The organism is Staphylococcus intermedius NCTC 11048, from assembly GCF_002902385.1.
Classification (GTDB): domain Bacteria; phylum Bacillota; class Bacilli; order Staphylococcales; family Staphylococcaceae; genus Staphylococcus; species Staphylococcus intermedius.
In genome coordinates this window covers 3,309-12,992 of the sequence record NZ_PPQH01000135.1, presented here as the reverse complement: position 1 = coordinate 12,992, position 9,684 = coordinate 3,309, and the positions used below count along the sequence as shown (strand labels likewise).

Annotated in this window: 20 protein-coding genes and 1 pseudogene; 5 read left to right on the top strand and 16 right to left on the bottom strand. The window is 34.5% G+C overall.

What is annotated here, in order from left to right:
- Window positions 1–135: 135 nt before the first annotated feature.
- From CD138_RS13660 to CD138_RS13615, 11 genes and pseudogenes are all read right to left on the bottom strand, one after another.
- On the bottom strand, window positions 136–807 hold the full coding sequence (locus CD138_RS13660; protein ID WP_019168211.1) for a putative HNHc nuclease: 672 nt from the start codon (window positions 805–807) through the stop codon (window positions 136–138).
- Between the two features lie 21 nt (window positions 808–828).
- Complete coding sequence (ssb, locus tag CD138_RS13655; protein ID WP_096608500.1) at window positions 829–1,254, bottom strand: single-stranded DNA-binding protein; 426 nt, start codon at window positions 1,252–1,254, stop codon at window positions 829–831.
- Entirely contained in the window at window positions 1,247–1,891 is a 645-nt protein-coding gene (locus CD138_RS13650; protein ID WP_019168338.1) for an ERF family protein, read from the bottom strand. Before CD138_RS13650 ends, ssb begins: the two co-directional genes overlap by 8 nt.
- A gap of 3 nt (window positions 1,892–1,894) precedes the next feature.
- Window positions 1,895–2,443 (bottom strand): host-nuclease inhibitor Gam family protein, encoded by a 549-nt coding sequence (locus CD138_RS13645; RefSeq protein ID WP_019168339.1) that lies wholly within the window; start codon window positions 2,441–2,443, stop codon window positions 1,895–1,897.
- The gene (locus CD138_RS13640; protein ID WP_019168340.1) at window positions 2,436–2,690 is read right to left on the bottom strand and encodes a hypothetical protein; all 255 of its coding nucleotides are present in this window, start codon (window positions 2,688–2,690) and stop codon (window positions 2,436–2,438) included. Before CD138_RS13640 ends, CD138_RS13645 begins: the two co-directional genes overlap by 8 nt.
- 11 nt (window positions 2,691–2,701) lie before the next feature.
- Window positions 2,702–2,962 carry a DUF1108 family protein gene (locus CD138_RS13635; protein ID WP_019168341.1) on the bottom strand — a complete coding sequence of 87 codons (261 nt, stop codon included), beginning with the start codon at window positions 2,960–2,962 and terminating at the stop codon, window positions 2,702–2,704.
- Window positions 2,963–3,041: 79 nt separating this feature from the next.
- Complete coding sequence (locus CD138_RS14435; protein WP_258026521.1) at window positions 3,042–3,227, bottom strand: hypothetical protein; 186 nt, start codon at window positions 3,225–3,227, stop codon at window positions 3,042–3,044.
- Between the two features lie 5 nt (window positions 3,228–3,232).
- Entirely contained in the window at window positions 3,233–3,442 is a 210-nt protein-coding gene (locus CD138_RS13630; protein ID WP_019168343.1) for a hypothetical protein, read from the bottom strand.
- A gap of 1 nt (window position 3,443) precedes the next feature.
- Window positions 3,444–3,674, bottom strand: coding sequence for a hypothetical protein (locus CD138_RS13625; protein WP_096608502.1), 231 nt, complete (start codon window positions 3,672–3,674; stop codon window positions 3,444–3,446).
- A 216-nt stretch (window positions 3,675–3,890) separates the two neighbouring features.
- Window positions 3,891–3,966, bottom strand: a pseudogene (locus CD138_RS14760) (hypothetical protein); the annotation flags it as partial.
- 136 nt (window positions 3,967–4,102) lie between these two features.
- A complete protein-coding gene (locus CD138_RS13615; protein WP_019169770.1) occupies window positions 4,103–4,321 on the bottom strand; it encodes a hypothetical protein in 219 nt (72 codons plus the stop codon).
- An 86-nt stretch (window positions 4,322–4,407) separates the two neighbouring features.
- On the opposite strand from CD138_RS13615, the gene CD138_RS13610 reads away from it, so the two are divergent.
- Window positions 4,408–4,650, top strand: coding sequence for a hypothetical protein (locus CD138_RS13610; protein ID WP_019169771.1), 243 nt, complete (start codon window positions 4,408–4,410; stop codon window positions 4,648–4,650).
- A 435-nt stretch (window positions 4,651–5,085) separates the two neighbouring features.
- Here CD138_RS13610 and CD138_RS13605 read toward each other — a convergent pair whose 3' ends face one another.
- From CD138_RS13605 to CD138_RS13595, 4 genes are all read right to left on the bottom strand, one after another.
- Complete coding sequence (locus CD138_RS13605) at window positions 5,086–5,577, bottom strand: ORF6C domain-containing protein (RefSeq protein WP_019168041.1); 492 nt, start codon at window positions 5,575–5,577, stop codon at window positions 5,086–5,088.
- A gap of 234 nt (window positions 5,578–5,811) precedes the next feature.
- Window positions 5,812–5,940: a hypothetical protein gene (locus CD138_RS14755; protein ID WP_019168040.1), complete on the bottom strand. Its 129-nt coding sequence runs from the start codon at window positions 5,938–5,940 to the stop codon at window positions 5,812–5,814.
- Window positions 5,941–5,951: 11 nt separating this feature from the next.
- Window positions 5,952–6,836 (bottom strand): DUF3102 domain-containing protein, encoded by an 885-nt coding sequence (locus tag CD138_RS13600; protein ID WP_019168039.1) that lies wholly within the window; start codon window positions 6,834–6,836, stop codon window positions 5,952–5,954.
- 39 nt (window positions 6,837–6,875) lie between these two features.
- Window positions 6,876–7,085: a helix-turn-helix transcriptional regulator gene (locus tag CD138_RS13595; protein WP_015978217.1), complete on the bottom strand. Its 210-nt coding sequence runs from the start codon at window positions 7,083–7,085 to the stop codon at window positions 6,876–6,878.
- 164 nt (window positions 7,086–7,249) lie between these two features.
- On the opposite strand from CD138_RS13595, the gene CD138_RS13590 reads away from it, so the two are divergent.
- The 4 genes from CD138_RS13590 to CD138_RS14425 all read left to right on the top strand — a co-directional run bounded on the left by CD138_RS13590 (window position 7,250) and on the right by CD138_RS14425 (window position 9,161).
- Complete coding sequence (locus tag CD138_RS13590) at window positions 7,250–7,579, top strand: helix-turn-helix domain-containing protein (RefSeq protein WP_019168038.1); 330 nt, start codon at window positions 7,250–7,252, stop codon at window positions 7,577–7,579.
- A gap of 23 nt (window positions 7,580–7,602) precedes the next feature.
- Entirely contained in the window at window positions 7,603–8,064 is a 462-nt protein-coding gene (locus CD138_RS13585; RefSeq protein WP_019168037.1) for an ImmA/IrrE family metallo-endopeptidase, read from the top strand.
- A 14-nt stretch (window positions 8,065–8,078) separates the two neighbouring features.
- Complete coding sequence (locus CD138_RS13580) at window positions 8,079–8,753, top strand: hypothetical protein (protein WP_019168036.1); 675 nt, start codon at window positions 8,079–8,081, stop codon at window positions 8,751–8,753.
- A gap of 264 nt (window positions 8,754–9,017) precedes the next feature.
- Entirely contained in the window at window positions 9,018–9,161 is a 144-nt protein-coding gene (locus tag CD138_RS14425; protein WP_019168035.1) for a hypothetical protein, read from the top strand.
- 134 nt (window positions 9,162–9,295) lie between these two features.
- On the opposite strand, the gene CD138_RS13575 is transcribed toward CD138_RS14425, so the two are convergent.
- Window positions 9,296–9,684, bottom strand: a 389-nt coding sequence (locus CD138_RS13575; protein WP_258026520.1) for a hypothetical protein, incomplete at its 5' end; no start/stop codon positions are given.

Genomic DNA, 9,684 nt, shown 5'->3' with positions numbered 1-9,684 from the left:
TGATTTTTTGTGGAGTATCAATACCTTTTTTTATTTCCGAGAGTTTTACTATAACTTTTTTATAATTTCTAGCATTCCTAATCTCCTCCGCCAAGACGACGATTAGGAGTGCTATTTTTATAACTTGTAATATTTTCAATTCGTTTTCTCTCCTTTCAGCATTCTGTTAAGTCGCTCATCCACATCGACCCAACTGTCGTGTAGATGGTATTTGTCGTTAAAACTATCCATACCTATGTTGTGCTGTTCTGTATGATGCCTACGGCATAGCGCAAGCACCTTGTTATCCGTATGGTCTATTTTGCGTCTATTACGTCCTCTACCTACTGCGTGATAATGTGCGAGCTCAGCGTGAGGTTTTTGGCATATCACACAATTGCGGTTTACCGTCGACCAGTACAAGAATGATTTGTCTTGCTTGAGTAGGTCACTTGTTTTGTAGTTGAGCGGTATGTCGTTGTGGAACACCCAATCGAGAATCACTTCGATGATTTGAATTGCTTGCGTCCTGCTGCAATTGCTAAGTGATAGCCTGTCGTATCCCTCGACAAACGCCACATAGTCCATAAACATGTAGCGCATATACTCACGCGGTTGACCTGTATGTTCTTCTATGTCGTTACATAAAGCGAATATCTTGCGGCGTTGTTTATTGGTTATTGCGTATGGATCAACAGGCTTGACCTCGACTTCTACATCAAGCCCGTTATCCAACACAAGTAAATCTTTATTAGATAGTTCTACATTGCGAATAACGACACTGTATAACCCGTTATCTTGTTTTTGGTGCTTATCTATCCATTGCATGTTATCGCCTCGCTAAGTGGCTTAAAATGGCAAATCTGAAAGGTCGTCATCGGTATTGGTAAAAGGATTATCTTGCGCAGGTGCTTGACCTCTTTGTTGTTGTGGTTGATTGTTAGACTGATTATTATTTTTAGGCTCCAAAAACTGCACACTGTCACACACAACTTCCGTAACAAACACTCTATTGCCTTCTTTATTTTCGTAACTGCGTGATTGTAAGCGACCATCAACGCCAGCTAGATTTCCTTTATTTAGATAGTTGTTCACATTTTCTGCTTGCTTACGAAAAACAATACAGTTTATAAAGTCTACCTGCTGTTCCCCGTTTTTACTTTTGAAGTTGCGGTTAACTGCTAATGTAAATGTTGCTACGCTTACTCCTGAGGGCGTCGTTCTGAATTCGGGGTCTTTTGTTAATCGACCTACTAATACGACTCTATTAATCATTATTATTTCCTCCAGTAATATTTTTGGCATTGTTTCGTATTTTATTAAGAGCATCTGCTGCTTGTTTTTCTGTTAACTTATAGTTGTTTATGTTGAATTTTTGTTCTACTACATTTTGTGGTGCTTCTTTATCGGTGCCTTTAATCAAATTTGTAAAAGCTATAACTTCTTTCTTTAAAGTTCCTATCGTTTCGCTACTAGCCCATTGCGTTCTATTCTGTTGCTTGGGACTGTTATTCTTTCCACTTGCTGCATTACCATCATCATCTTGATCGCTTGTGATTCCGAATATTGCTGATAATGAATAGCGTTTAAGGTAACTTATTAATGAACCGGCACCTTGTGGCGTGTTCTTTTCTGCGTTCATAAATACTGGGTCATATTCGATGTATTCTCCACTTTCGTGCATGAGCATTGTAGCTACTCCAACACGTCCGTCTTTATCATTTAATGCCCATTGGGTATAAGAGAGTCCATGAGGTGTTGCCGCCTCGTCAATGGCTTCTACAACGTTTTCGAGAGGCACATATTTTGATTTAAAGAATGGATTATTTTTATCTTTGAGCGGTTGTTTAACTTCTTTGCGGAAAGCCACCATTGCTTTGTTGATTTCTACGACTGATTCTGATTTATTCATCACTTACTCTCCTGCCTTTACCGTGTATGACGTTGGTTTACGCACCATCTTAACGCCTTCTAACACTTCGCCGTTCATGTCGATTAAAGTACCATCGTCAGTAATATTAAAATTCTTTTTGATGTCAGCTTGATTGAGTTTTTTAGTTACTTTTACAAAATCCACAAATCCTTTTTGTTCAAGTTGATCAATGACATCTTGTTCGTTCACGCCACCTTGCATTTCCAACACTTTAGCACCTACGCGTGATGTGACTTTTCCGTACGGCGTACTAAGTTTAAATTCGTCGTTTTTCTCTTTTTCGCGCTTGTAATAATCTGTGACAAGATATTCAAAGTATTCTTTGTCATTCTCGATACTTTTCAACTCTTGCGATTGCCATTGCTTAATGCGATCTAACTCTTTTTCTGCAACCCCATTGATTTCGGTTTCTTTTGCTTTCAACGCTTCAAGTTTTTTAAAAGCCCAATTTGCTGTTTCCAAACTATTAACTTGAAAACTTTCGCTTCGTTCGAGGTTTTCGAGTTCTATTTTTTGCAGTTGATTAGTCATTTAAAACACCCCCTCTTGCAATAACTTCTTTAGCTTTGTTAACTAGACTTTCGATTCTTTCATCACTTTGCCAGTCATAAATAAAAAGCGTTTTATTGTTGTAAGGGTATCTTTCATCGAAATGAGTGAAATGGACAGAAAAACTACCAGCACTCGATTGCCAAAATTGAACGAAGCCGTGCACTTCTGAAAGTGCAAGATAAAGATTCAATTTATTTGCAATACTTAACATTTTTTCTTTTTCCATGTTTATTCCTCCTAGTTTTTGATAAAATGAGCCATAACTTTGTCTAGCTCATCTGTTTGGTACTCGATAAAATCGTAAATAGCTGCGTTAATAACTTCTTGTGCGATGTCTACATCTGAGACATCGTATACTTTCGTTTCTGCGATGACTCTGTATGTCATGTCAGTGATTTCAATCAAGATGTAATCATCTTGTCTTGTGACATGCTTACGGAATTTGAAGCCTTCTACTTCAATAATTCCTGTATATTCTTCGCCTTTCGGGAAATACATTGTTAATTCCTCCTAATCTGTTATAATTAGGTTGAAATTTATTCCAAATTTTTCAACCTCGACTGTTTGCTAGTTGCAGCTAGCACTCAGTCTTTTTTAATACTTCGTAAATCGCTTTTGTGCCGTTGTACGTCACAGCTTCTGCTAAAATTACGATGAATAACAGTGTGGTGAAGTACACGCTTGCAAAAGCGAGTATTGTCGTTAGTACGATTGTGACTGCTACGGTCATAAATATTGCTAGTGTGCGCTTCAATCTAATCACCCCCTTTACAAATCAGTTTCTCTAATTAAAATGTTTTCTTTAATAAACTTGAGCGCTGGTTCAATCTCGATATAGCGCTTACCGCCTTTTCCGAATCTGAACATACACGTCTTTCTGAACTCTGCATTTGCACAAACTTCACGTTCAAAGTGCCATTCAGAAATACCGCTGATTTTGATGAATTCTTGCGCATCTGCAAATCCGATGAATTCCATGTTAGCCACCCTTTTTTATTTTTGTTTTCAATTTAAATTTGTTGATTTCTTTAATAGTATTTTCAGTTTGTTTAACTAAACTTTCGTATTCGCTAACTTTCTTCTTTAGTTCGATTCGTTTGTTTTCTGTTTTGCTTACAAAACTTTTTAATTTATTCAGTAATAGTTTGAGTTCTTCTAAGTTTGTTTCTAGTGTCATTTGGACTCGTTCTTTCTTTCTACGTTTAAACATTGTTTCTCCTCCTTTTCGCTGCCGCATACATTCAAACTTTGCCTCATTCATTGAAATTTGATGATTTTGATACCGAACAAGAATATGAAGAATATCTTGAAAATAGACGGGAAACATATTTTTATGAGTATCTAAAATCTCTTGAATTCGCTAATGGTTTATCTAAACCTCGAGATGAAATGACAGAAGAATAATCTACTTGAGTATCATTTATTTTCCTTTCTACCTTCCAAACCTTCCAAGTCACAACTGCCATTGTGATGAGGAGGGTTATTTTGTATAATCTTTTCATTGTTTGTCCTCCTTATTTTGTTTGTTTTTCACTCAAAAATTTAATCTATCTTAAATTCGATACCATCAATTAAAGCGTAAAAGTTATATCCAGTACTAAGCTACGTTGGTTCTAATCTTGATTTAGAAATTAACGACTAGTTTTTTCGGCCTCTTGTTAAATCAAGGGGGCTTTTGTTTTTAGAAATCTCTGTGTTTTGAATGTAGTTCGACAATTTATTATCAACCACATCAAATACTCTTTTAACTTGTTTGTATGACAGCTCGTATTCATGTATTAATTGATAAATTTTTCTTTCTGTCGCACCTTCTGCTAAGTCTAGTTTTATGTCATCGTAATTTGTTGGTTGTTCCATAGTGTCCTCCTTAATTTGATTGTTCGATTGTGGGTTCTATTGCTTGTGTATTTTTCTGCTATACTCCTTATTAGGAGGTGATAAGTATGTCTGATAAAATTGATATCACTATCAAATATGATGAACTTTGCCAAAAAGCTACTACGTTATCCATTGATGAAATAAAAGATGATTTCAATAACGTAGAACCCATATTTGATAACGATGGTTACGAATATGCTCGTAAAAACACTGATTTATATTTAGATCATTACATTTCGGTTTTGCGTAAAAACCTACACTCTTTAGTTCAGAAAGATGTTGAACGTCAAATTAACGAGCAATCGTAAATTCTAAGTGGTCTTTATTCCATTGACCATCAACTACCTCATTCTGCTCACTGCCATGAGTGGTTTGAGGTTTTTTGTTTTGTTCTTGCATTTTGATGCTCCTTCCTCTCAAAATGTTGTGTGTAATATATTTAACGCTACTGCGTTGGATTGGGAGTGTTACATAATGTTGAAAAGCTATTTCTCAAAATCTACCTGCACCAAGTATGAAAATGTTTGTGACTGTTTGTCTGAACTGCGGGAAAACCGAAATGTTCAATTTAGCTATTGCCAACATCTCTCACTAATAAATGATTCAGTTGCAATAGTTACTTTGTTCTTTCTGATAGCATTCCTAATCTCCTCCGCCAAGATGATGATTAGGAGTGCTATTTTTGTGTATTTGAGTAGTTTCATTCTTTCTCCTCCTTAATTTGTTTGTTCGATTGTGGGTTATTATTCAACTAATCCTGGAATGTTCCAGCTCGCTTTATCTTCGAGTTCATGTTGCTTAAAGTCTTTGAATGCAATCATCGTTAAGAATTGCTTAGTACGCTCATAATCTACTTTTTGAATAGCTGTATAGCGCGGCACATTGAAATACTCTTTTAGACGCGTCCACATTGCACGAATGAATTGACCTTTCTTTTTCTTAAACAATTCGCTCTGGTAACGCTTTTCTACTGGAATGCCGTTTTTATAATACTCACGTGTAAACTCATTTGATTTAGATTGAACGATTGATTGAAGTTCTTTTTGTTGTTCATAAGTGATTGGTACTTCTTTCTTAATTTCTTCAACCATTTCTTCCACGTAAGACACTCTGTTTTCAACACGATCTTCCATGTCTAACATTCTTTCGATAATTTGCTCTAACTGCTGACCTTGGTTATTTGTTTGTCTAATGTGATTTTGTAAAATAATTAATTCATCTTTGCGTTTTGCCATTTCTAATTCCTCTTTTCTGATAAAATTTATTTAACTCCTAATGAAAGGAGGTGTTACATTTGGCTAAGCTTGAATATATAATGAACATGCCACCATCTTTTTGCCCTGCTTGTGGGAACAAGTTTAATTACGACTCCTCTAAATCCACTAATAAATGCAGAAAACAAAGTTGTGGCACAAGAGTAAAAGTTAAATAACTTTTACACCTAGTGGTTGTTACAGCAACTGCTAGGTTTATTTAATTTCAAGAATAGTTTCAATGGATCTAGTTAAATCTATAATCGTGTCTGGGTCATTAGCTTGTTGTATCTTTTTAAGTAATGAAATTATTGTTTCTTCTTTTACTTCTTGTAATTCATTCATGATAATTCCTCCTAATTTACGACGATTCTTCCGTTTAACATTGCTTCTAAATTACTAGTGAACTCTTTCAGTAACGCTACATTTTCTTGAAGTCTCTCTTTCGACTTCGGATTTGCTTTGATAACTGTATCGAGCCTATATGTCTCAACCGAATTCTCTTTAATAAAGTTTTGAATGCTGATTGCTATCTTGTGTGCGTTGATACTTGATTCACGCTCTAACCTAGTTAATTCTTTTTCTTCATACGCTTGGTTAGGGTCGCTGAAGCTATTTCTATATCGTTGTAGTTCATCTCGAAGTTCATTAGCGTTGTTACTTTCACGCTCAAACTTTTGCTTGAATTGTTCGAGTTGTTGCTTAACGTCATCTGGTACAACCTCTTTAACAACTTCTCTCTCAATCACTTCAGGCTCTCTATTCTCTGCTTCTTCTAATTTTTGTAATGCTATCTCTTCCGAACGCTGCGCTTGTTGCACTTGCGATTGGAGTTGAGCGTTTTGTTCGTCGCGTTGTTTAAGTTGTTTTTTCAATTCGCGTAATTCTTTTCGCGTCATTTCATCTGGAGTTTTTGTTTCTCCATTTGTAGTGATATGTTCTTTGTATCTTTCTTCTTCTGGTAGAGTAGCTATTTCATACAAAGCAGTTACTCCCAAATTACTCGCATGCGAGTAATTTAAATAATTGGTTTCTGAAATTTTCATCATTTTGTTAGCAACACCATGATTTATATCAACTTTTTCAAGCCACTTGCCAAACTCTCCATGTGCTAGATCATTTTCCTTAACGTGTTTCAGTCTGCGACCAATCTCAAAAATAGATTGACCAGCGATGTTTTGATAGCTCTTAATTTCTGTTTCGATTGTAGTTAGATTGTTGCTAAGTTGTAATTCATTCAATTTTCGCCCCCCCCCTTATTACTTAAAGTGATATTGGTGTTAAATTTTTTTAGCCTTAATATAATCAACTTCAGTGTTGAATAATTTGGCTAAAGCGTAAAGTTGTATTCCCTTTAACTCAACGTCTTCCTTTTCCCATCTAATTACTGATTGCTTAGTAACACCTAATTTATCAGCAACATCTTGTTGCGTCATTTTTGAGTTAATGCGCCAAACTTTTACTGGGAATTCTTTAAAATCTTCTGGCATTTTTTGTTCACCTCCCGCTGACATGTATAACTATACTATTACTTAAAGTGATATGTCAACACTTAAAGTCATAATAATTTAAAAAAAGTGATATTTTTAGTTGTAAAGTAATATAACTTATGGTAAATTAGTATTACATTAAGTAATACTAAAGGAGAAAAAGTATGGAATATAAAAGTGCTAGAAAAATTTTGTCAGAGAACTTAGAACAACTTATGAAAGAACGAAATATAACTCAAGTAGAATTATCTGAAGCTATAGGCGTAAGTCAATCCACTATCTCTAACTGGCTAAAAGAATCTAAATATCCAAGAATCTCAAAAATTCAAGAATTAGCCAATTACTTCAATGTACCTAAATCAAGAATTACTGAAGAAAACAATTTATACCAAGAAACAATTGCCGCTCATTTCGACAAAGAAGACTTAACTGAAGAAGAGATGGGCGAAGTAATGCAATTCATCGAAATAATTAAAGCACGTAAAAACAGATAACATTTGCAACAAAGGGTGATTTGATGGGAAGATATGAAGAATTAATTATTTCAGAAAATATTGATGTTGAAGAAAGGTCAGACTTTCCTAGTCATCAAAGTGGATTGTATTACGAAGGTAAAATTTATATTAAAAGCAATATGTCGAATGCTAAGAAGTATGAAACTTTGTTAGAAGAATTAGCACACCATAAATTTACATACGGCAACATTTTAGACCAAAAACATTTCAACAATAGAAAATTCGAAAATTACGCAAGACGCTATTCATACGAAACGTCTATGCCCTTATCAGGTATAGTCGAGGCGTTTAAGCAAGGTGTACGTAATTTGTACGAGCTTGCTAATTTTTTTGAAATTACAGAAGGTCATGTACTAGATTGTATTGAATATTATAAAAAGAAGTATGGGTTAAATACTCTTATCGGCGATTACTTAATAGAGTTTGAACCGTTGAGGGTTTTTGAATATAAAAATATTATTTAAGGAGGACATTCAAAATGTTAGATAAGAAAAGTGAAAATGAGAAAGACGAAAACAAAAAAGGTTGTCTCGGTTGTTTGGGTATCTTAATAGTAATATTTTTAGTCATCGGAGGTTGTAACGCATTATTTAATAATGATGATGAATCTGAGAGTGACACAAACAAGCAAGAGAAGAAAAAAACTAAAGTCGAGGATGAGGAAAACAAGAAAGAAGAGAAGAAAGAAGAGAAAGCAAAACCAAAAAAAGAAGTAGAAGAAACAAGCAAAAAAATTGAGGATTCAAAAGTTGAAACACCAAAAGCTATGACAGAAGATGAATATAAAGGGGTTATTCGAAGCTATCAAATGCAAATTCAGCTTGCAGGTGAAGACTTGCAAAAATTGCAATATGAAATAAATGATAATGGTCGACTGACTAACAAAGGGAAAGATTTGGTGTATGCTATTTATGGTAGTTTGGACGGTGCAGATTTAATACTAAAAGGGGTTAAAGATAACGTTGTTCCGCCTTCAAAGTATGAAAATGACCATCAAAATTTATTAGATGCGAATGAGCATTTCCAAAATGCTGCTAGATCATTAGAGGACTTTGAACAATCTGAAAATACAGATTCGCTCGATAATGCTCTAAACGAATTAAATATTGCGACAGAGAATGCAGACATCGATGTTAGGAATATCTTAGAATGATTTTTCAGGGTAGCACGCCTACCCTTTTATTTTACCGCCCTCGTGACGCTTTATATAAAACTAAGGAGTGATGACAGTGTGGTAGGAAAAAGAAAAACTAACCTTTAAAGAGAAAATGGGGGATTTAATTAAATTTGACTAAAACAAACTAATTATGATAGTATCTAAACATACGGAAGAGCCACCACTAATAGTTGGCTAAGAAAATAATATCACAGCGTGATACCCCCTAGTATGTTTATATAGCATGCTAGGGGTTTTTCTTTGGGGATTGATAAATTGTTTGAATCTAAAACTTATTATGAATTGGTTGATATTTTAGGTTTCACATTCTTGTTAACTGCTTTTATAGCAACTGTTTTGATTCGAAATAAAAAAGTAAAGATAAAAAATAATGGTAAAAAATAATGGTAAAAAACGCCTACATAAGTAGACGTTTTAAGGTGGTGATATTGTGAGTAAATATAAGAATGGCTCCACAAGGTCTTTAGGTAAGCCTAGTAAAACTAAAGGGACGAGAAAACCGCCTGATAAAAAATGAATTACATTTCGATAAAATAAATTTGCGTTTTTTCGTTCAGATTTATTAAAACTTTAGATTCGTTTTCTGGTTTCTGAGACCATTCAACAATAGCGTTGAAGTTTTTTATAGGTGGCTCTTCGTCGAAGGGTTCAATGATCAACTCGGTAGGTTCGTTGTTTTGAGTGTTAAGGTTAGTAATATATCCGCAGTTTATTAATTTTTCTTCAAAATCAAAAATATAAACAACAGTATGTTTGTTATTGTTGAAAATTATTTCTCTAACTGGTTCGGCATACTGATAAGCTAACCCACTTCTGTTCCTTGAGTTGTTTATTTCGACTTTTATTTTTTCTATTATTGATAACGAAAATAAAAAAGGATAAGTAATAGATAAAATTAATGTGCCGA

Coding starts and splice junctions, on each gene's coding strand:
- CD138_RS13660 (WP_019168211.1), bottom strand. CDS start 807: ATGCAATGGATAGATAAGCACCAAAAACAAGATAACGGGTTATACAGT.
- ssb (WP_096608500.1), bottom strand. CDS start 1,254: ATGATTAATAGAGTCGTATTAGTAGGTCGATTAACAAAAGACCCCGAA.
- CD138_RS13650 (WP_019168338.1), bottom strand. CDS start 1,891: ATGAATAAATCAGAATCAGTCGTAGAAATCAACAAAGCAATGGTGGCT.
- CD138_RS13645 (WP_019168339.1), bottom strand. CDS start 2,443: ATGACTAATCAACTGCAAAAAATAGAACTCGAAAACCTCGAACGAAGC.
- CD138_RS13640 (WP_019168340.1), bottom strand. CDS start 2,690: ATGGAAAAAGAAAAAATGTTAAGTATTGCAAATAAATTGAATCTTTAT.
- CD138_RS13635 (WP_019168341.1), bottom strand. CDS start 2,962: ATGTATTTCCCGAAAGGCGAAGAATATACAGGAATTATTGAAGTAGAA.
- CD138_RS13630 (WP_019168343.1), bottom strand. CDS start 3,442: ATGGAATTCATCGGATTTGCAGATGCGCAAGAATTCATCAAAATCAGC.
- CD138_RS13625 (WP_096608502.1), bottom strand. CDS start 3,674: ATGTTTAAACGTAGAAAGAAAGAACGAGTCCAAATGACACTAGAAACA.
- CD138_RS13615 (WP_019169770.1), bottom strand. CDS start 4,321: ATGGAACAACCAACAAATTACGATGACATAAAACTAGACTTAGCAGAA.
- CD138_RS13610 (WP_019169771.1), top strand. CDS start 4,408: ATGTCTGATAAAATTGATATCACTATCAAATATGATGAACTTTGCCAA.
- CD138_RS13605 (WP_019168041.1), bottom strand. CDS start 5,577: ATGGCAAAACGCAAAGATGAATTAATTATTTTACAAAATCACATTAGA.
- CD138_RS14755 (WP_019168040.1), bottom strand. CDS start 5,940: ATGAATGAATTACAAGAAGTAAAAGAAGAAACAATAATTTCATTACTT.
- CD138_RS13595 (WP_015978217.1), bottom strand. CDS start 7,085: ATGCCAGAAGATTTTAAAGAATTCCCAGTAAAAGTTTGGCGCATTAAC.
- CD138_RS13590 (WP_019168038.1), top strand. CDS start 7,250: ATGGAATATAAAAGTGCTAGAAAAATTTTGTCAGAGAACTTAGAACAA.
- CD138_RS13585 (WP_019168037.1), top strand. CDS start 7,603: ATGGGAAGATATGAAGAATTAATTATTTCAGAAAATATTGATGTTGAA.
- CD138_RS13580 (WP_019168036.1), top strand. CDS start 8,079: ATGTTAGATAAGAAAAGTGAAAATGAGAAAGACGAAAACAAAAAAGGT.